Origin of the sequence: Motiliproteus sp. MSK22-1, from assembly GCF_001968815.1 — a bacterium.
In the GTDB taxonomy this organism is placed as follows: domain Bacteria; phylum Pseudomonadota; class Gammaproteobacteria; order Pseudomonadales; family Balneatricaceae; genus Motiliproteus.
In genome coordinates this window covers 70,630-91,899 of record NZ_MIEQ01000072.1, presented here as the reverse complement: position 1 = coordinate 91,899, position 21,270 = coordinate 70,630, and the positions used below count along the sequence as shown (strand labels likewise).

16 protein-coding genes are annotated in these 21,270 nt (G+C 46.7%); 6 read left to right on the top strand and 10 right to left on the bottom strand.

Annotation, left to right across the window (positions count from 1 at the left end; translation table 11 throughout):
• Nucleotides 1-70: 70 nt before the first annotated feature.
• The 4 genes from BGP75_RS20325 to malK all read left to right on the top strand — a co-directional run bounded on the left by BGP75_RS20325 (nt 71) and on the right by malK (nt 6,935).
• Nucleotides 71-967 (top strand): LysR substrate-binding domain-containing protein, encoded by an 897-nt coding sequence (locus tag BGP75_RS20325; protein WP_076720719.1) that lies wholly within the window; start codon nt 71-73, stop codon nt 965-967.
• 210 nt (nt 968-1,177) lie between these two features.
• Nucleotides 1,178-3,952 (top strand): HTH-type transcriptional regulator MalT, encoded by a 2,775-nt coding sequence (malT, locus tag BGP75_RS20320; RefSeq protein WP_076720718.1) that lies wholly within the window; start codon nt 1,178-1,180, stop codon nt 3,950-3,952.
• A 222-nt stretch (nt 3,953-4,174) separates the two neighbouring features.
• The gene (locus BGP75_RS20315; protein ID WP_076720717.1) at nt 4,175-5,815 is read left to right on the top strand and encodes an alpha-glucosidase family protein; all 1,641 of its coding nucleotides are present in this window, start codon (nt 4,175-4,177) and stop codon (nt 5,813-5,815) included.
• Between the two features lie 4 nt (nt 5,816-5,819).
• Complete coding sequence (gene malK, locus BGP75_RS20310; protein ID WP_076720716.1) at nt 5,820-6,935, top strand: maltose/maltodextrin ABC transporter ATP-binding protein MalK; 1,116 nt, start codon at nt 5,820-5,822, stop codon at nt 6,933-6,935.
• A 133-nt stretch (nt 6,936-7,068) separates the two neighbouring features.
• Here malK and BGP75_RS20305 read toward each other — a convergent pair whose 3' ends face one another.
• The 3 genes from BGP75_RS20305 to BGP75_RS20295 form a co-directional block, all read right to left on the bottom strand.
• The gene (locus tag BGP75_RS20305) at nt 7,069-7,392 is read right to left on the bottom strand and encodes a low molecular weight protein tyrosine phosphatase family protein (RefSeq protein WP_076720715.1); all 324 of its coding nucleotides are present in this window, start codon (nt 7,390-7,392) and stop codon (nt 7,069-7,071) included.
• 338 nt (nt 7,393-7,730) lie between these two features.
• Nucleotides 7,731-8,024 (bottom strand): hypothetical protein, encoded by a 294-nt coding sequence (locus tag BGP75_RS20300; RefSeq protein ID WP_143821130.1) that lies wholly within the window; start codon nt 8,022-8,024, stop codon nt 7,731-7,733.
• A gap of 71 nt (nt 8,025-8,095) precedes the next feature.
• Nucleotides 8,096-8,584: a hypothetical protein gene (locus BGP75_RS20295; RefSeq protein ID WP_076720713.1), complete on the bottom strand. Its 489-nt coding sequence runs from the start codon at nt 8,582-8,584 to the stop codon at nt 8,096-8,098.
• 525 nt (nt 8,585-9,109) lie between these two features.
• Between BGP75_RS20295 and BGP75_RS20290 the strand changes: the two genes are divergently transcribed.
• Nucleotides 9,110-9,820, top strand: coding sequence for an ABC transporter substrate-binding protein (locus BGP75_RS20290; protein ID WP_076720712.1), 711 nt, complete (start codon nt 9,110-9,112; stop codon nt 9,818-9,820).
• A gap of 154 nt (nt 9,821-9,974) precedes the next feature.
• Here the strand turns inward: BGP75_RS20290 and BGP75_RS20285 are convergent, their stop codons facing one another.
• The 5 genes from BGP75_RS20285 to malE form a co-directional block, all read right to left on the bottom strand.
• Nucleotides 9,975-10,877, bottom strand: a complete 903-nt coding sequence (locus BGP75_RS20285; RefSeq protein WP_076720711.1) for a carbohydrate kinase family protein — start codon at nt 10,875-10,877, stop codon at nt 9,975-9,977.
• A 311-nt stretch (nt 10,878-11,188) separates the two neighbouring features.
• Nucleotides 11,189-11,587: a hypothetical protein gene (locus BGP75_RS20280; RefSeq protein ID WP_143821129.1), complete on the bottom strand. Its 399-nt coding sequence runs from the start codon at nt 11,585-11,587 to the stop codon at nt 11,189-11,191.
• Between the two features lie 426 nt (nt 11,588-12,013).
• Nucleotides 12,014-12,904 carry a maltose ABC transporter permease MalG gene (gene malG / locus BGP75_RS20275; protein WP_076720709.1) on the bottom strand — a complete coding sequence of 297 codons (891 nt, stop codon included), beginning with the start codon at nt 12,902-12,904 and terminating at the stop codon, nt 12,014-12,016.
• 11 nt (nt 12,905-12,915) lie between these two features.
• Nucleotides 12,916-14,463 carry a maltose ABC transporter permease MalF gene (malF, locus tag BGP75_RS20270; RefSeq protein ID WP_076720708.1) on the bottom strand — a complete coding sequence of 516 codons (1,548 nt, stop codon included), beginning with the start codon at nt 14,461-14,463 and terminating at the stop codon, nt 12,916-12,918.
• Nucleotides 14,464-14,544: 81 nt separating this feature from the next.
• On the bottom strand, nt 14,545-15,732 hold the full coding sequence (malE, locus tag BGP75_RS20265) for a maltose/maltodextrin ABC transporter substrate-binding protein MalE (protein WP_076720707.1): 1,188 nt from the start codon (nt 15,730-15,732) through the stop codon (nt 14,545-14,547).
• Between the two features lie 466 nt (nt 15,733-16,198).
• Between malE and BGP75_RS20255 the strand changes: the two genes are divergently transcribed.
• Nucleotides 16,199-18,595, top strand: coding sequence for an alpha-amylase (locus BGP75_RS20255; RefSeq protein WP_076720705.1), 2,397 nt, complete (start codon nt 16,199-16,201; stop codon nt 18,593-18,595).
• Nucleotides 18,596-18,683: 88 nt separating this feature from the next.
• Here the strand turns inward: BGP75_RS20255 and BGP75_RS20250 are convergent, their stop codons facing one another.
• Nucleotides 18,684-19,718, bottom strand: a complete 1,035-nt coding sequence (locus BGP75_RS20250; protein WP_076720704.1) for a MalM family protein — start codon at nt 19,716-19,718, stop codon at nt 18,684-18,686.
• Between the two features lie 128 nt (nt 19,719-19,846).
• Entirely contained in the window at nt 19,847-21,124 is a 1,278-nt protein-coding gene (locus BGP75_RS20245; protein WP_076720703.1) for a maltoporin, read from the bottom strand.
• Nucleotides 21,125-21,270 lie beyond the last annotated feature (146 nt).

Here is a 21,270-nt window from a genome sequence, read left to right as displayed (position 1 = left end):
TCCCTCAAGAAGATTGACAAAGGATCATTTTAAACCTATAGATGAGAAATACTTACTCATAGAGATTACTATGTTTGCCCATCTCCCCCCGTTAAACAGCATCCGAGTATTTGATGCCGCAGCCCGGTTAAAAAGCTTTAAGGCAGCAGCATCCGAACTTAACGTCACCCCCACCGCTGTATCACATCAGATCCGTGGTCTGGAAGACAGACTAGGTTCTCTGCTGTTTGAACGAAAGACCCGGGCGATTGAACTCACGGAGGAAGGAGAAAAGCTCGCTCAAGCTGCACACTTGGCCCTACAACAGCTATCAATAGTATTTGAAGAAATATCAGATACCCATACAACACTTACACTCAGCACTACAGCCTCTTTTGCAGCAATGTGGTTGGTCCCCAGACTGGAAAATTTTCATCAGCAGAACCCCCAGATCAAGGTCGTTGTTCAAACCGGAGAACAGTTGCAGAACCCGGAAAAGGATCGACGCATTGATCTGGTCATTCGCTATGGTCAACTCGACGGCGAACAAGCAAACAAAATCAAACTGGTAACCGAAACCTTTGGAACCTTCGCCACCCCCAGGTATTTGGAAAGTATTACCAGAATCGATGAAGCCTGCTTGATAGAAACCAGGTGGCAAAACACTAATTTGCCTGTCATTTCCTGGGATCGATACCTGGAAGAACAGCACAAGACAGGCCGAATACGCCAATTTGATCAGGAGCATCATGTCATCCAGGCAGCACTGGCAGGACAGGGTATTGCTTTGGTCAGTTCACTACTGGTACAGACAGCTCTCAAAGAGGGGTGGTTAACCGAATATGACAGCAGACACAGCATCTCAGGGCTGACCTACTATCTGATGATCCCATCTCACAGTATGCAGAGTAACAAAGTCAGGCTGTTTCAGAACTGGCTCATCGATGAGCTGGCTGTTCACGCTGCTGAAAGTACAGCCTCTGGCTGATCTTCCGAAAATTAAGCAAGCCCCCTGCCCCCGTAATCCCTTCCGCAAATAACAAGGCTCCACCATTTCACAGGGTAATAACTGACCAAATACTGATCTGTTACTGACAAACTCCAACTATTAAAAATCGCCATGCGCTTTACAATTTGTGTTAGTTTTATCAAAAATTACACATTATAAACATCTGGTAACATTTAACAGGAACGCTCCATGGCCCCGAACAATTCCAATGACAATGCGGCCCTGATGCTGATCCCTTCAAAATTTAGTCAACCCGAATGCCCTTGTCACACCCAGCCCAGAGAGCGGTTACATCTTCGTTTGGAGCAGCTATCTGCATTCAGCTTATTGCTGATTCACTCTCCAGCAGGGTACGGTAAAACCACTTTCGCCAACCAATGGCTTAGAACTAAAGAACTGGATACTGCCTGGTATAGTCTGGATCCATCAGACAATGAAGAAATTCGCTTTGCTGGTTATCTGTTATCCAGCCTGAATCAGGCTTACCCCAACAGCTGTGAAGCAACACTGGCTATTGCACAACAAACCTCACTGGCTCAACAGACCTCGTTTGAGAATCTGGAGCAATTATTTGTTCGGCTTTTTTCTGAACTGCCACCACGGGATACTCCCTTAATACTGGTTCTTGATGACTATCACCTGATCGAAAATCCTAGCATCCACGGAGCCCTGCGCTTCTTTATCAAGCATATGCCCCGCTGGCTGAAGCTCGTGATTACCAGCCGCACACTACCACCATTGGGTATAGCATCGCTGCGTGTGCAGGGAAAGCTGCAGGAAGTAAATGCGACTGATCTGGCATTTGATGATACTGAAGCCCTGGCGTTGTTAAACCAGCGGCTCCCCTTCAAAGCAGATATTAAACAGGTTGAACGAATCAATCAGCAGATCGAAGGATGGGCATCAGCGCTACAGCTGATTGCACTATCGGCCACTGATGACAGCAGCTTTGAGCGTCTGCATGAAGAGTTCTCCAGAGGTTACAGCCATGTGTTGGATTATCTGGCAGAAGAAGTATTAAGCCAAACCCCCGAAAATGTGCGCCAGTTCTTATTCCGTACCAGTATTCTGGAACGCTTCGACGAACGACTGGCCAGTGCCGTGACCGGATTGGAATTTCCGCGACCACTGCTGGAGCAAGTTGAACGCTCTGGTCTTTTTCTGCTACCTCAGGACAATGCCCGTAACTGGTATCGTTATCACCCTCTGTTCGCCGGTTTTCTGCAACATCAGCTGAAGATAAGCCTGCCGGACGAAGAAACAGCGCTTCATACAGTAGCCAGCGATACCTGGCTTGAATTGGGTTTTCCACACGAAGCAGTACGCCATGCTCTTGCAGCCTCAGATAGTGAAAGAATCACTAACCTGTTGCGAAAAGAAGGCTGGAATTTTTACCAGCAGGGCCAGCTGCGTATTCTTCAACAGTGCCTGAATGCGCTCAGCTCCGAACACATCGCACAGGACCCGGTACTGACATTACTTCAGGCCTGGGCGGCTCAGGGTCGATTTGGCTTTGAGCAGGTAGAACCGGTACTACTGGCGGCAGAACAGCATCTGCCCTCACAACTCTCTCCCGAAGAATGGCGGGCCACCCACGGCGAATTTGATACCCTCAGAGCTCAGGTCGCGATAAATCAGGGGCGTGTTGAAGACGCCGAGCAACTGGCACAACAAGCTTTGGAGCAGTTACCGGAAGAAAAACATCGGGCACGAATACAAGCCCTGACCATTCTCGGTGAAGCCGGTTTCTGTCAAGGTCGACTTTCCAAAGCACAGACTCGTATGCAGGAAGCGGAACAGTTGGCTCGCAGTCGGGGAGTAACTCAAACCGTAATCTGGAGCCTTTGCCAACAATCGGAGAACTGTATTGCACAGGGTTTTCTGCAAAAGGCTTTCAACCTCCAGGACAAAGCCTTGCAGTATGCCCAGGAACGACACCTGGAGGAGTTGCCATTACTGGAGTTTATTCATCGTATTCGTGCTCAGGTACTCTGGGAATGGCATCACCTGGATGCCGCCAATCAGGCCTGCAAAAAAGGGCTTGAAGCCTTGGAAGGACAGGATCAACGCTGGCAATTACAATGCGTGGTACTGGAAGCAAAAATTGCTCAGAGCCGGGGTGAACTGGACATTTGCAGGGCAAGGATCGAACAGGTGCAACAGCTGCTCAAAGGCTCCAGCTACCACAGTGACTGGCTGGCCAATGCTCACGCAACACTGATGACCTATTGGGAAAGTTGTAATGATCAGGAATCAATCAGAGGCTGGTTGGAAGACGCACCTCCACTCCCCCTTGCTACCAATCACTTCGCCCAGTGCCATGCCAGAAACTGGGCCCGTGCTCAGACCTGTTTGGGTAATACTACAGATGCCATCGAAAAAATCCTGGCCATTCAACAGGTCGCAGTCCGATGTCAACTGGTCACCGATCAGAACCGTAATCATATCTATCTGGCTCGGGCTTACTGGCAACAGGAAGACCGGCAAGAGGCCCTGGATCACCTTCATCAGGCGCTTAAACTAGCAACGACTACAGGATTTATCGGCAGCTTTCTACGTCTGGGAAAACCATTGATTGTGATGCTTAAAGCACTGAAAAAAGAACGCGATCTGGAACTCATGGAATCCAGCCGTACTGATCGATTACTGCAGCTGCTGCAACATCAAAAAGACTTCAGCAAAGCACTGAGAATAACCCTGGATGAATCCTTAATTGAAGATATTCTGAAGCAGCCAGATATCCCGGAACTGATTCGTGCCACACCACTGACTCGAAAAGAATGGCAGGTTCTTAGCCTGATACACGCAGGTCTCAGTAACGATCAAATAGCCCAACAGCAGGGAGTTGCCACCAGTACGATCAAAACTCATATTCGCAGCCTTTACCAAAAGCTCAATATCAGTCAGCGCCAGGAAGCCATTAAACTGGCAGATCGCATGCTTAGTCATATCCAAGGGGAGTAGTACTCCCCCACCTCATCCCCCCCGGGGTACGCCCCAAAAAAATTCCTGTTGGAGGATTTTTCCTTTTTCTATTTGGGAGAAGCTATAAGCATCACAAGATAGATCAATCAACCGGGCCGCCGCAGCAGTAATCTGTTTTACAAGCGTCAGATTCAGATCAGGCAAGTGTCAGACTCAGATCAGCAATGACAGTCGGCAGCCCACTGTTTTAGAGTATTGAAGATGCAGGAAATGAACCTCGACTGGTGGCGTGGCGCACTAATTTATCAAATTTACCCCCGTAGTTTTATGGACTCCAATCAGGATGGAATTGGCGACCTTCCAGGTATAACCGCCAAGCTGGATTATATTTCCAGTCTTAACGTCGATGCTATCTGGCTTTCACCCTTCTTCACTTCTCCAATGAAAGACTTTGGTTACGACGTTTCCAACTATCGGGATGTCGCCCCCATGTTCGGTACTCTCGAGGATTTTGACCGATTGCTGGCAGGAGCCCATGAACGCAACATTAAGGTGATCATTGATCAGGTGTTAAGCCATACCTCTGACCAGCACCCTTGGTTTGAAGAGAGCCGCCAGAGTAGCGACAACCCAAAATCTGACTGGTTTGTCTGGGCCGACTCCTTACCCGACGGAACTCCCCCCAACAACTGGCTCTCGGTATTTGGAGGTTCAGCCTGGACCTGGGACAGCCGACGCCGTCAGTATTATCTGCATAATTTTTTAGCCAGTCAGCCAGACCTTAACTTCCATAATCCAGCAGTTGTGGAACAGCTATTGTCGGATGTTGAATTCTGGCTGAAAAGAGGTGTTGATGGCTTCCGCCTGGATACCGCTAACTTTTATTACCACGATCAGCAACTGCGCAACAACCCTGCCAACGAAAAGGTTAGCAATGGCAGTATTGGTGTACGTCTGGATAATCCCTACGCCTACCAGTCCCATGTCTATGATAAATCCAGACCGGAAAATCTGGGGTTTCTACGGAAGCTGAGAACATTATTGGATCAATACCCAGGTACCACCACCGTAGGTGAAGTAGGATGCGATCGCTCCTTGGAAACCATGGCAGATTACACTGCAGGCGGTGATAAGCTACACATGGCCTATTCCTTCGACTTACTCACCGAGCAAAAGGATGCAACCTTTATCCGCCATACCATCGAATCCATTGAGTCCCAGCTGCGCGATGGCTGGCCCTGTTGGTCGATTGGTAATCATGATGTACAACGAGTCGCCAGCCGCTGGGCTCAAGGCAGCCCCAGTGATAAGCAGTCTATACTGATGATGGCACTGCAACTCTCCCTGCGAGGCAGCTTCTGCATCTATCAGGGAGAAGAACTAGGCCTTACTGAAGCTGAGCTTGAACTGGAAGAACTGCAGGATCCCTATGGCATTGCTTTCTGGCCTGAATTCAAAGGGCGTGACGGTTGCAGAACGCCACATCCCTGGCAGGAAGACCAGCTCAATGCAGGATTTTCAGAGGTGAAACCCTGGTTACCGGTACCAGCAGAACACTATAAGGCATCGGTATCCCATCAGGATACGGACCCACATTCAGTGCTAAACGCCTATCGTAGCTTCGCTGCCTGGCGCCGTGGCTTCCCCACGCTGATAAAGGGAGATATTCAGTTTCTTGATGCTCCGGAAAATTGCCTGATGTTCTTACGCACGACTGGAGAACAAAAAATGCTGGTTGCCATAAACCTGACGGACAGCCCCCGGTCGTTATCATTGCCAGCGGGATTTCATGCCGAACAGCAAATTTTAGATCAGTTTCAGGCTAAAATTGCCGATCACCAGTTTCACCTGCAAGCGCTGGATGCTGGTTTCGCCCTGTTGACCCCAGCCGAGCAGGAGTAATCAAATGGCCAGTGTTGTCTTAAAAAATATCTGCAAAAGTTATGATCAGATTCCAGTCTCAAAAAATATTGATCTGGAGATCGAAAAAGGAGAATTCGTTGCCTTTGTCGGCCCTTCCGGTTGTGGAAAATCAACACTGCTGCGTTTGATTGCCGGACTTGAAGAAATAACCGACGGAGACCTGTATATCGGTGACACCCGAGTGAATGATCTTCCTCCAAAAGATCGTTCAGTCGGAATGGTATTCCAGTCCTACGCTCTCTACCCTCACATGAATGTGGCGGAAAACATGGCGTTCAGTTTAAAACTGCAAAAAACTGATAAAACAGAAGCTCAACGCCGGGTACTGGCGGCAGCGGAGACACTTCAACTGAGTGCCCTGCTGGACAGGAAACCCAAAGATCTTTCCGGCGGGCAGCGCCAGCGCGTTGCTATCGGACGAACCATGGTCCGTGAGCCTCAGGTACTGCTGTTTGATGAACCGCTCTCTAATCTCGATGCATCCTTAAGGGTCAAAATGCGCATAGAGATCGCCAAACTCCACAAACGCCTTGAAGCAACAATGATCTACGTCACCCATGATCAGGTCGAAGCCATGACCCTGGCGGACAAAATCGTCGTGTTGGATGGAGGCCGTGTTTCTCAGGTAGGCAGCCCCTTGGAACTTTACCACTACCCGGCAAACCGCTTTGTCGCAGGATTTATCGGGTCCCCACAGATGAATTTTATCGATGCTCAGGTTCTTTCCGTGAGTGAATCAGCTGTCGAGCTGACATTGCCGGGCAGCAAACAAATAACCATCCCCGTTGATGGCAGTAACCTGGTAGTCGGGGAACTGGTCTCTCTGGGGGTCAGACCAGAACACTTTGTGGGCCCAGAACAAGCGGATTGCTGCTTGGAATCGCGGGTTAATCTGGCAGAACATCTGGGCAATGAAACGCAGATATATCTGGATATGGAAGGTGCGCCGGACGGCCTGACTGTTCGCCAGCCCGGCAGCATTCCAGCGAAAGAGGACAGCAGCTTTACCTTAGGAATAAACGCAGACTCCTGTCATCTATTTCAACAGAACGGCGAGGCCTGCAGGCGGTTATTTCCTGAACCGAGCCTGAACTATTAGTGATTTAAGAGCCTGAACCATTAGTAATTAAAGGGCCTGAAGGAGTTTTTCAGATCAATCCACCCGAGCCTCAGACCTTAACTTATAAGGGCTGAGGCATATACCGAAAGCTGCAGATTCCATCCCAGGCAACCTAGCTAATAAGCTGACAAACTCTATTCTCCAGGAGTTGAATCAGCTCCTTATCCATATACTCGTAATTATCCGGAATGCCCAAAGATATAAGATTTTGGTTTTTCAGATATTTCTTAAACTTGTCTCTCAATTTCTTCTTATGGACCGGTTCCATCACAAAAATATAATCAGCCCATTCTACATCTTCAGTGCTGATACGAATTTCGGCGTCGTTGTTTAACCCTGCAGACCGGACTTCCCAACCCTTATGATTACAGAATACTGCCTCAGCGGTAGGGCTTCTGAGTTTGTTTTGACTACATACAAATAAGATTTTCTTCATTGAAGCACATCCCTATGATCAAATACTCTGGCTCTGTCGCAACAGAAACTCGCTGATTTCTCTTCTTAATTTTAAATCAGAAGTCGTTTTAGCAGATTCATTCGCCTCACTCGCAAGAGCCAGCATTTTCTTTGCCAACTGTTTGGTTAGTCATGCAGCCACTTATAATAAGCAATATAAGTGGCACTAGCAGATGACGAAGGCTCATTGCACCAAAATCCCGTTAATCCTCTCCTGTATTTAGTCGATCCTGATTAACAGAAGGACATCAGAGACCGACAATAAATATTAATCATCCATATTGCTCACAGATAAATTTAAATATTATTTCTCTAGCACTAAATTTTAATTAAATCATTTTTTGTTTTTAAGTACAATTTTTTTTCAACATCTTCGATGACAATATATTCCTTATCATTTTCTAATTTTAAAGGATGTGTCACGTTGCATAAATCATCTATAGGGCACCTGACAAACTCAATATGTATTCCATCTTTTTTTTCAGTTACGTTTGCACCAGGACAGTAATATAAGGTTTCAAGAATAGTAGAATACACTATTTTAGTTGATCCATTATCTTGCCTTTCTATGCTTTCGATACTTAATTCATCATGGCTATAGCTATTACTCATAACCTCTCCCTTACATCCTGTAACAATAGTAAATATGGCTATTAGAGTAAAAATTAATCTTAAATCCATCATTACTTACCAGAAGTTTGAGTACTAGAAGCCGGGTTCTTTGTCAACTTTTTTGGAGATAATATTGAAGTGGGATCTTTTTTCTCTAATTCTTCACTAGACTTTCCAAGCTCTCTAGGAGTTTCAAAACCAAAGTAATCATCAGAGTCAACATCTTCACCGATAACACTTTCAACAATATCGCTTGCCCATGCCGAACAGGTATTAGTATATGTCCATCCCACATTTGCTCTCATAAGCGCATTGAAGTGTTTAGATTGAGCATCTGATAATTTATAATATCTGCTTGCTTTGGGCCTGCTCCTTGATTCCATACCTACTCTAATGTCTGATTTATCTCCATTGTCTAGCGTTTTTGGGTGAGCATCAGGCCATAACCCGTATACCGTTGTTTTCCCACCTCTTCTGATAGAAATCCATGCATGGCCAGATGTAAACCCAGCTTCATCGCCAGAAACATTTGAATGAATTCCCAATATCATATCAGACATATATAACATCCTGTTCTAAGTAATTGATTTAATTCCATATATCATTAGAAAAAAGTACGCCAATATAAATTTGAGAGAAAGCCTAACAAACTCTTCCAGACCAAGCAAATTAAGCAAGGATTGGATTTTCATCTCAAAAGCTTTCTTTTCCCGTGGACAGGCCTGCTGATCCAGTTTATGCATAATTCCGCCACGGCTAGTTTTATGGAAGCCGTATATTCAACAAGATCACTATCCTCTGCAGTTGTTACCCACTGGCATCGCAAAAAAAGTGTCAATAGTGGAATCCGCACGCTATTGTACTAGAATACAAGATATTGGAAATATATCGAATATATTTTCTTTAATGTAAAGCAATAGTAATTATTTAAACTTAATTCATGTTTTCTGAGATCTGGTTTTCTGTTTTTAAATAAAAACACGCACTCAAAAAACATTAAATAATCTAATTAAACCACTCCACTCAAGTAACTGGTTGTTTCTGATTATTTGGATATTACGAATCTAAGACATGGTTAAAACAACATGAAATATTTTAAATCAATTATTTTTTTTCTATTTTTTCATTCAGTTATTTCACATGCTAACAATAAGATCGACATTTCTGCAATTGAAAAATCATCTTACGCAACGATTAGCGAACGTGTTCTTAGAATAGCATATAACCGTATGGGAATTGAGATGACAGTAATCGACCTTCCTGCTGAAAGAGCCATACACGATGCAAACGCAGGAGTTGTAGACGGAGAATTATATCGAATTAAGGATGTTCACTTAAAATATAAAAACCTGATTATGATTCCCGTCCCCATTGGCATAATGGAAGGCATTGCAATAACAAAAAACAAAAGCCTTAACCTTACAAAGTGGGATGATTTAAAAGACCATCGTGTTTGTATTCGCAATGGTGTAAAGTTTTCAGAAGCGGGGACTCGTAATTTTAGTGTTCGGTCAGTTAATTCAAACTATCAGCTTTTTGGAATGCTCACTAAAAACAGGTGCGACGTTATTATAATCGCACATCTTACCAGTATCCCTTTGACCGTAGATTTTTCCAAAAAAGAGAAAATCAAACTCTATAAACATATTCTTCAAGTATACCCTCTCTACCATTACCTTCATAAAAAGAACTCTCACTTGGTCCCAAAGCTGGTTGAGGTATTAAAGAAAATGGAAGACGAAGGCGTTATAGCAGATGTGCGAGCTCAGTACATATCTGAAATCTCATCACAATAAAAGTATACGTTTTAAATTTAAAATAAACAGGATCAAAACATAGCTGTTATTATCCTTATTTGATCTTATGTAGAAAAAATTAATCATCGCGGTTAGAGGAACCGCAATCCCGGCAAAATACCTCATACAGCCCCCCCTTCTTGGTCCGTTATATTTAATACCGTTGGGAATAATGCAATTCCAGTACTCGCGGCGACAAACGGTTGGATGCCAGCTGCTCTGTGTTGATACACATTGCCGCAGCCAAGGAGCCATAACGCAAGCAGACCTGTATTCCCCGGTTATTCAAGTAACTATACAAAAAGCCACTGAAAAACGCATCGCCAGCGCCGTTGCTGTCCAGCAGTTCAAATCCATCGGCGATATCCTGCTGATACCAGTTACATTGACTGTCCAGCGCTTCTGAGCCTGCTTTACCATGGGTACAGACCACCAGGTCCTTTCCAGAGGCTATTTGCTCACACATAAACTCCCGATAGTTAGGCAAACAGTCACTTGAAACAAAGACCACATCGGCAGCTTCTATAAAATCCTGGTGATATTGATTGGCACCATCATAATCATGCAGGTCTATCCAAAGAGGTTTACCCATTTCCCTGGCCTTGGCCAGCGCTGGTCGGGTGTAATCAAGAATACTGATTGCGGCGATATCACATTCCACCAGCGCTTCCTCGACCCGGGTCCAATCCAGATGGTCTGGATTGGCAGGAGGGTTGGTAAAAATAGATATACGTTCACCTTTAACAGACATCAGGTTGGTATGTTGCTCACTCCCCTGCTCTGTTCGCGTCACCAGACAACGGACATTGGCGCTATCCAGACAGGATAAAATTTCAGCGGCTTCCCGGTCATGCCCGAGAATTGTATGGACGGTCACATCAAAATCCAGTTGAGCCAGATTCAATGCCTTTCCCGCACCCGTTCCACCCAAGGCACAGTAACTCTTCTGCGCCCAAACTGTTTGAGGTGTCGGTTGCAGAAACTCCTCTAAATGGATAATCCTGTCGTAGGATGTACCACCTACAATCAGTACTTTCTTTTGCTTTGCTCGATTCATTGTCAGCCAACCATCTGTAAAAAGTAAAAACCAGACGATAAGACAACAGGAGCTAGGATTCTTCCTCCTGATCGAGGTTAACCGAAGGAGGAGCCGAGAGGAGGGCTTCTGTTTCCTCAGAAGAAAGCTTCTCTCGGGTAAGGGAATCTATGAATAAGTCCAGTGTGTTCTCGATTCATAGGTTCTAAGGCAAAATGAGATAAGCAAAATAACCAGTTAAGGGATATTTCCACAGGGAGCGTCAAACTCTAAGGCGTCATTTTTAAAGCTTGAAACTAAAAGCTCTGCAGGCAACGCACCATTATTACGCCCTAGTAACTGTAGTTAAGATACCCCGGTTCCATAAACCCCCAGAGATTACGGCTGACCGATCCAGAAGCAGCACTTTCACCATTAATAGAGACAGCGGTTTTTGCAGGCCGATTAGTGCTGAAATATGCGTAATTCAAATAGCCTGGCTCCAGATGGCCTAAAGAGTTAATAACCAATGAACCTGGAGCAGCTATCATTCCAGCCAATCGAATAACAGGCAACACCTCTGTCCCCGGCACATAGTTATAATTTAGATAGCCGGGTTCCATATACCCGCTAATCCCATCCCTATCAACGGCTAACGCAGAACCCGCAAAGATCGAACCAACGAGCATTGACCCTATCAGTCCCGTTACCATGGTATGAGTAGCAGCAAGTAAACTGAGTCGAGTTTTCATAAGGACCTCCAGAAAGTCCGGTGCCAAGCTCACCAGCAAGGTTTCACTGAAAGGCAGTGTTGTTCTTGCAGCAGGCTCAGCAGTGACAACCACTCCTTTAAACGAGATCACCGGGATTGAGGAAGTAAAGCAGATTGACAGGTCAGAACCTCGGAGTCACCGACAGTAGTGATCCATCCATTGCCTCAGTCTTTACCCCAGAAAGCGCAACGATGAATAAAGGAAGTTCGTAGCCATTAGACGGGAGATAAAATGATTTGTTACGGATAAAACAACGACCGCATGATACGGTCGCTGGCTAAGTGGTCAATCCAACCAAGGAATGATCCATATTGGAAAGCTAAGGAGCCTTCAAATACGTCCATTATATTTTCAGCAAGCCCTCTGGGGCCCGAGGGACTTGTTCGCAGGCTCCCTAAAGCACAGCTATCCTTTAACTCCTCCTGCCGTCAGTCCACCCACCAACCATTTTTGGCAGTAGAGAAAACAAAGGGTTATTGGGAAACCAGACAGAACAGCCGCAGCAGCAAAGTCCCCCCACAGATAATTTTGCGGGTAAAGATACTGCTGGGCTCCTACTGCCAGTGTCAAATGATCAACGTCTAACAATAGCACCGAGGCAATCGGATACTCTGTAATCGTACCGATAAAGGCAAGAATAAATACGACCGCTAGAATGGGTACACTGAGAGGCAACAGAATATAGATGAAAGCCTGCCAGGTTGTCGCGCCATCTACAATAGCAGCTTCTTCCAGCGATGAGTCGATAGTTTCGAAGTAACCTTTAATGGTCCAGATATGCAATGCCATCCCTCCCAACGAAGCAAGAATCACGGCACCATGACTATTAATACCCAACCAACTGAAGTGCTTTCCTAACTCATCGAACAATGCATAAATAGCCACCAGTGATAACACCGCCGGAAACATCTGGAATACCAGCATCGACTTCAGGATCACGCCCTTATAAGCGAAACGCATCCGGGCAAAAGCATAAGCACTGGTTGTCGATAACATCAAGATAAGTAGCGACGAAATCAATGCAACCTTGATTGAATTCCACAGCCATAACAACACGGGAAACGGCGGTTGTACGACACTGCCATCCTCCAGCGTATAGGGAATCCCCAGCGCCAGAGACCAGTGTTCCAGAGTTGGATTATCCGGAAACAGACTTCCGGTCGCAAAGTTACCCTCACGAAAAGAAATAGAAACCACCATCAATAGCGGAAACAGAATCAATCCTATAAAACAAAGCAGTCCCAGGTGGCTGGCCCAGACCCGGTAGCGGATCGATTTTGGTTGTACCATAGCCATAACAATGCCTCCTATATCTTGATCTTGCTGAGTTTCAGATTAATCAGCGCAAGGGCACCAACCATCAAAAAAATGACCGTGGCAATCGCAGCTGCCAAGCCAAAATTCTGACCTGAGTCCTGGAAAGCAATACGATAGGTATAACTGACCAATAGATCCGTGGTTCCCGCAGGTGTCGTCGCACCGATAATATCGGGTGACCCACCGGTCAGCAGAGATATCAGGACGAAATTATTGAAATTAAAGGCAAAACTGGCTATCAGTAACGGAACCAGCGGTTTGATCACCAGAGGCAGAGTGATTCGAAGCAGGTTATCCACCGGCCCGGCTCCATCCATGGTCGAAGCCTCATAAAGATCACCGGGAATCGACTGCAATAAGCCCATGCACAACAGCAATATATACGGGTACCCCAGCCAGGTATTGACGATCAGAATCATACTCTTGGCCATCAGAGGATCACTGAACCAGGTTGGCTCAATTCCAAACAGCTGCCCCAATACCAGATTAATTTCACCAAAGTTCTGATTAAACAATCCTTTAAATACCAAAATGGAAATAAATGCCGGAACCGCATAGGGCAAAATCAACATCGTCCGGTAGAAGCCCTTGCCACGCAGCTGTTCCCATTGCAGCAGGTTAGCCAGTAGTAATCCAACAACCAGGGTAAACAACACTGATAAGGCAGAGAACAACAGCGTCCAAACAAATATCTGCAGGAACGGCTCGCGGATATTCGGATCTGTCACCACCCGGGTAAAGTTCTGCCAGCCCACAGCAACGGTAAATCCAGGCGACAAGGCTTCACCAGCCGATGTCTGATAAAAACCAGTATCAAAATTGGGCCTGATCTGCTCACCATTTTGCTGATTAATCAAAGTATTTCCATCACCACGGACATAGACTGGGGTTACCGCTGCAAACTGTCTCAAACCACTAAGACGAAGCTCCCCTCCCTGTGGCAGATTGAGACGGAGTTTTGCCAATGCAGCTTTAAGTTTGATGATTTGACGAATTTTCAGAGGCTCCGGCAGCGCAGTCGATCCCTTGTAAAGCGTCAAAGACTGAACCTCATCACCCAGGCTAAAGCTCTCGGTACTGAATTGCTGACCAGGCACATCCGGACGATAAACCTGGATACGGTACTGGCCGTTGCTTTCGAACAACTGGAACTGATATTTACCGGCAGAGCTGACGTAGGTTTGGCTGAGATGAAACTCCTGTACTCGCTCAAGAGAAAGCAGATTGCTGGCACTGTAGTTAGTAAAGCCAATCCCCACGGTGTAAAGCAGCGGGAAAATGACAAAAATCCCCATTCCTGCCAAAGAAGGATAGATATAACGGTGAGCATAGGCTTTTTTACTGAAAAAAATGTAACTCGCCGATGCGATCAGCACCAGTAGCAACAATGCAAAAGCAATCTGCTGCTGAGCATAAAGGGCAACCACCAAATAAAGCGCAAACAGATTAACCAGCAGAACGGCTGTCAGTTTGACTAAACGGTGCGAAAATAATATGTGTAGCTGAGATTGAGGCATAGGGAGGGCTTGGGTCGACATTACAGGGCCCTTTCATTATCTAGGAATACAATAGTAGGATCGACCCTAAACTCAGGGTCGATGATCAAAAATAGAGAGTGCTTAGTTTTTAACAATGCGCTTTGCGGCATCATCCAGAGCTTCTTGAACGCCCTGACGACCGGAAGTGATATTCTTTAATGCAGGTTCCATCGCTGCCCAGAAGGCTCCCATTTGCGGAACATTTGGCATCGGCTTGCCAATAGCGGCATTTTCAAAAGTCGCTTCAATTTTAGGATCTGCGGCCAGTTCCTTCATTAAAGCTTTATTAGCCACCGCTCCCAGAGGTACATCCTTATTGATTGTCTTCAGTCCGTCCACAGACAGCATGTATTGCTCAAGAAACTCCACCGCCAGATCCTGATTCGGACTGGAAGCATTCAATGCCGCTGCCAGAACACCGGTGAAAGGACGCCCGACATTGCCATCAATACTGGGGATCTTGGCAACGCCAAAATCAATACCGCTTTTGTTAAAGTTACTCCAGGACCAGGGACCATTAATAACCATCGCCACCTCGCCTTTGTTGAAGGCCGCGTCCATGACACCATAGTCGGCACCTTCTGGCATCACCCCCTCATCAATCAGGCGCTTGATCATGTTAGCCCCCTTAACAGAACCTTCATTATTAACGCCGGTATCAGCTACATCGTAGCTGGCACCGTTATTTTTAAAGGCATAGCCGTCGTTGGCAGCAAACAGCCCCCAGGAGAAGTAGGTATTGTTGTAATCCCACAAAATGGCCTTCTTTCCCTGCTTTTCCAAAGACATATTGAGTTCAAATATCTCTTCAAAAGTCTTTGGTGGATTCTTAACCAGGGCCTTGTTGTAAATAAGGCCAACGGCTTCTAATGCAATTGGATAGCCGTAGATTTTGTTATCGTATGTCACTGCATCCCAGGTAAAACCTGCAACGGTATTCTTGAATTCAGCGCTGGGATCTATAGCTGATATCAAACCACTTTGAGCCCACTCACCAAAACGATCATGGGCCCAGATAAAGATATCTGGACCGTTGCCGGTAGCTGCAGCTTGCTGGAATTTATCCGTTGCCTTATCCGGGTGAGAAACTTCCACCGGTATGCCTGTTTCCTCAGTAAAGCGCTTGCCCACCTCGGCCAGGCCATTGTAACCCTTGTCGCCGTTGATCCAGACAACCAGCTTGCCTTCTTCAATCCCAGCCTGACTTGGCATTACCATTCCCATTGTCGTAACGGCAGCAATCAGCGCAGTACCTAAGAGCTTCTTCATATCTCTGTCCTACCTTATTAGGCTTGTTATTCTGTTCATTCAAAACACAAAGACGTTCAACACGGGGGAATTCGGTCATGGGTCAGTATGTACATACTATCCTTTCCCCAATAACTTTCTTCGGTGTAAACGACGTTTATTTTTCTAACTATTTGCTTTACTGGATTCACCATCATGTGCAGATCACTGTCCTGACCAGACTGCTTTCTCAACCAGGCAGCTATCTCAATCAGGTCAAAGTGTCGCCTTACCCATAGTCTGAAAAAGCGCAATCTAAAACATCCTCCTCCCTACAAAAAGCAGGGGCGTAGAAAGAGGGCGTAAGGGGCGTAAAAGCCCCGTTTCAGAGGCTTATGAATGTCTTGTTCAGGGGGATAAAAGCGCAATGGCAATTGGTTAGGATGAAGTTTCCAGCTGGCGCCGACATCAGAAAGCGTTTAAAACAACAACATCAACAGGTAACAACATGATCCTCGATCCCTTTCCCCTGACCTATGCATATTGGAGTTGTATCCAGCCATTCAACGCGGAGGAGTCACAGAAAACTCCCCGGGAGAGTCTGCAAATCCGGGCTTTTAAAGCGATCAGATATCAAAGTAATGATTACCGCCATATTGATGGTCTATCGATGGTAGGGTTACTGACGGTATTACTGTTAGCAGTACTCTTATCAACTTCATTGCCCCTGCAAGCTGCTCCAGTACCAGCTTCTCAGCAACCGACCCACACTCTGGACATTGAAGGCCATGACAATGAAGGCAACAGCATCGCAGGTAGCTTTTCCCTCACGGCTGAAGAACGCCAGACAACCCACATTGGCACTCTGTCTCCAGGCACCTACCAGCTGCTGATATCTCCGCTCAGTGTTGCCGTAGCCCGCCATCAGAGTAACAGTATTTCACCGCAGCCATTTCGCCCGTTCAGACAGCACAGGTTATCCATTTCGGAGCCTGCTCTGCTGCAACTGCAGATTACCTCAGCAGGTTCTTATCAACTGACTACAACAACTGACAGCAAAAATGATCAGACGCTGCTGATCCGTTTAACCAAAACACCGCAAAAGCCCCCATCGATATCATTGACCAATTGCCCTATCTGGGACGGAGGAGCCGTCACCGTCAAGGTAGCCCCCACCTTTAAGGATGGTGACTGGCTACGGGATGCTTATTCAGGTCAAGAAGTTCAGGTTTCGAATGGGACAATCCAAATAACCCCCAGTGCGGCCAGCCAGGGTCTGCTGTTACTGGAATCAGCCGATTCCTCCTCCAGTAAATTAAACCTGTCACCGACACCAGCAACCTCCAAGGAAAGAAGAACACCTCAGAACTTGTCGCAGTCAGCTCTGTTTGACTGGAACAATGCCACTGTGTATTTCGCCATGACGGATCGATTCTACAATGGAAATACCAGCAATGATCAGAGCTACGGTCGGCAACCGGACGGAGATCAGGAGATTGGTACCTTCCACGGTGGAGACTTGGCGGGTATGACCCTTAAGCTGGATTACCTGCAACAATTGGGTGTTAATGCACTTTGGATCACGGCCCCGTACGAGCAAGTTCATGGCTGGGTTGGAGGTGGTGATGACGGCGACTTCAAGCACTATGCCTACCACGGTTATTATGTCCTGGACTATACCCGCCTGGATGCCAATATGGGTACAGAACAGGAGCTAAAAAAACTCATCGATGGTGCCCACCAAAGAGGGATCAGAGTACTGTTCGATATAGTGATGAATCATGCCGGATACTCCACTCTCGCTGATATGCAGGACTATCGGTTCGGCTCAATCAATAAGGGTATGGAACGGTACCTTCCTGAACGCTGGCAACAATGGCAACCTGAAAGTCACGAGAGTTATCACGACTACCATGCACTGATCAACTACAACAGTGATGACTGGTTGCAATGGTGGGGACCACAATGGATACGGGCTGGAATTGCGGGCTATGAAAGTGGACCAAGCGCAGCTGTTGATCCGATCAGGGGTTCCCTGGCGTTCCTGCCTGATTTTAAGACAGAGTCTACCCAATTTGTATCCCTTCCACCTTTTCTGAAACACAAGCCCGATACCCTGGCTAAAGACCTTCCCTCAAGCACTCCACGACAGTACCTGATCCATTGGCTGACGCAATGGGTTGAGGACTATGGCATTGACGGGTTTAGGATTGATACAGCCAAACATGTCGAGCAGGAAGCCTGGGCTGAGTTAAAAATGGCCGCTATTTCAGCATTACAAACCTGGCGTAAAAAGCAAACAGTGCCCCAATTCAAAGAGCCCTTCTGGATGGTCGGAGAGGTTTTTGGCCACGGCTTTAGTCGGGATAACTATTTTAATAACGGATTCGATGCGCTGATTAATTTTGAGTTTCAGGACAAAGCACAGGCAGGTGTTAAATGCTTCAATAGCATGGATACTCTGTATCAACAGTACGCACAGGCACTGAATGACAATAAACCGGGCTTTAATATGCTCAGTTACCTCAGTTCTCAGGATACCGCTCTGTTTGTTAACAAACAGGGTAACCAACTGGACCAGCAGTTTCGGGCAGCCGCCCCTTTACTCCTGCTACCGGGAGCGATACAGATATACTACGGAGACGAAAGCGCCCGCCCGTCAGGCCCCACAGGGTCTGACCCACTTCAGGGGACTCGTTCAGACATGAACTGGAGTGATCTTAATAAACCGGCTTATAAAGCATTGCTCAAACACTGGCAAATACTAAGTACGTTCAGGCAGGCACATATTGCCATCGGCGCAGGTCAGCACCAGAAACTGGCAGACAGCCCCTACAGCTTTGCTCGTATCAAGGGAAATGATCGAGTCGTCATTGCATTTGCAGGAAACCCTGAGCCTTTCTAGTGGAAAGCAGGTTCAGACTAAATCTATTGCACCTCCAGGGAGCAGAAGTGCAATAGATAGACGGACAGATTAATCGTTTCAGGATTGACTAGTTTTTTAACAATTCCAGAAAGTACTGCCTGATTTCAGCAATACCCAAGCGCTGGGATTCCTCAACCAGCTTTAAAGCTCGATCAAGATTTCCCTCCGACACGGCCATAGCGACTGCTTTTTTATAAAAGGCTTTCGTTTCAGGTAAGATCGTTGTTGGATTCGTTCCCGACTCAGTATCTGCCCTCTCGGCAACTCCGACCTGGTTTTGCCCCTTATCCCCCATAGCATCCATTAAATTTTGCTGACTTCGACCAGGGACATACTCAGCAGCGACCTTGTTCTGCTCTTCAATCACCGACAGCTTTATCGTTCCGACCCCAGTGTGGTCAACCACTGGATCGGCAATCGCCGGTGGTTGATTACCCTGAGCAATAGCAAACGCTTTGGCCGGGTGTACCAGCGTCGTCTGTCCCGACATCTGAGCCTTAGTGGTATAAATAATCATATAGGTCTCATTATAGAGATTCCCTGGATAGCTTCGGTCAACGCGGAATTTGCCATCAATGCTGTCACCTTTAAAACCTCGAGCAGCAACGTACTTAAAGCGATCGTTCCCTAAGATTCGAGTCACTGCAAACTTTCCATCCAACATCATTACCGTCGGTTCAAACAGCGTTTTTCCGATGAGACTCTGCAACTCTATTCGAAATGAGCTGCTATTTACCGGTAATTTGAACGCAGAAAAATAACTCCGACCGGAAGGAAAATGATAAACGGGGGAAGTGCTGTTTATTTGCAGACGAATATTCGCGTCAACAGCCAGAGGCCGATACGGTAATTGCCGCAACGAATCACAACAAGATGGAGCGTTACCCGGTTGACGCAAGCTCTCAGCTCGGTTTTCACCCTCAGCTTCAGTGACTCGGGTCTTACCTGTCCTGGCATCATCAGCATGAGCGGGTAACAACTCGTTAAATCCATTGAGACTGCAACCAGTTACAGCCAGCGTAAAAACGCCGGTAAGAACTATCCCGGCGGGTTTTGACAATAGCCGGGTTAAAATAAAGCCAGTCCAGTTACTTGTGTTCATATCTATACCCTCTGTAAGAAAGCACAAAACCCCGAGGTAGGGGAATACCTCGGGGTCCTGGGCTGAGATCCTTTCAGCCACTACTAGTCTGTCGTTTGGAACAGATTTTGATGTTCATTCGAATCAGATCACCACCAGGCTTCCATTTGTACGCCATAGGTGAAACCATCATCAGCATCATCATCCAGAATATCGGAAGCAGGATGGTAATCTTCATGATCCCATTGTGCATAGGTTACAAAAGCACGAATAACGGGACGGGCCCAGAAGCTGGAACCAGCGGACCATTGCTGAGCAACTGTGAGCTTCAGCAAATCATTATCTTTGTTGCCATTACCGGCGTCAAAGTCGACAGTATCGTAGCCAATTTCCAACGCTGTGCTGTGATTTTCAGACCATTTGTAAACCGGACGAATACCGGCAGAAATCCAGGTAGAGCCACTGTCGTTGCCTCGGTCTATATCCTGAAAAATAACAGAGTACATACCTTCGACATTGTCACCGATTTTGACCACGCCCTGATCGATCAGACGAACCATTTCACTGTCAGCCAGACTGACATTAGATCCCTGATTATGACCCACCCAACCGGTCATGGAGTCAGTGGCGTATTGCAGTGTCAGCTTGTTAAAACCACCAAAGAAATTGCCCTGCGTATGCTCTGCAGTCAACATGTATCCAGTGTCTGGAGCATTATCCGTCAGAGACTGTCCATCAGCCGTGCTGGAAAAGCCGTAATCCAGCCCCAATTCAAGGCTGCCATCTTTATTGGTATTGATACCCGCTATGCGGACGTCTAAAACATCATTACGAAGCTCATCAGTAACGTTGCTTTCACTCTTAACAATATCCCCACCGGCCTCACTGGTACGCAACCATGCCAGGGATAATTTACCCACACCCAGATCTATGTCTTCAATACCCGCTCCTGGGCCGGATACATCCCAGTAGTAGAAGTCGTTAATATGAATATCGTGACGCTGATAGAAACGCTTACCGGCCCAGAGAGTCGCTTCAGGCAAAGACTCTAACACCCCTTTGGCTTTGACATTAAACTCTCGAATGGAAAGACCATCACCGCCGTTAGCAGGCTCCCAGTCCTGATCCTGACTGGCGCTACCGGCAAAATTTGTATCCAGATAGAAGGAAGCCCCATCGGCTTTGTAAAGCTCTTGGCCCAGCTTGATCTCGGTATAGGTTTCACACTCATTACCGAGCCGATATTTTGCGCCAGCACCATTCGCTTGAAAGCAGGCCTGATCACCACCGCTGGAGGTTGCACCGATTCCGGAGCGGGCATATCCGTGGAAGTCTACTGCCGCCGCCTGACCTGCCGCCAGTGCAGCCATAAGGCCGGATGCCAGAGGTAGCCAACCTCTGATCTGTTTGTTGTTGTTTTGAAACATCTCTCTTTCCTTCTCAAGGAGGTTGCGTAATTTCAGCCGTTGGTTTTGCTATACAACGTCGATCTCTATACGTTTTCCCTACAGCGTTTTTCCTTACAACCACGCATCGGATTTTGCTTTGTGCTGGAGTACTGCAAGCCTCAAAG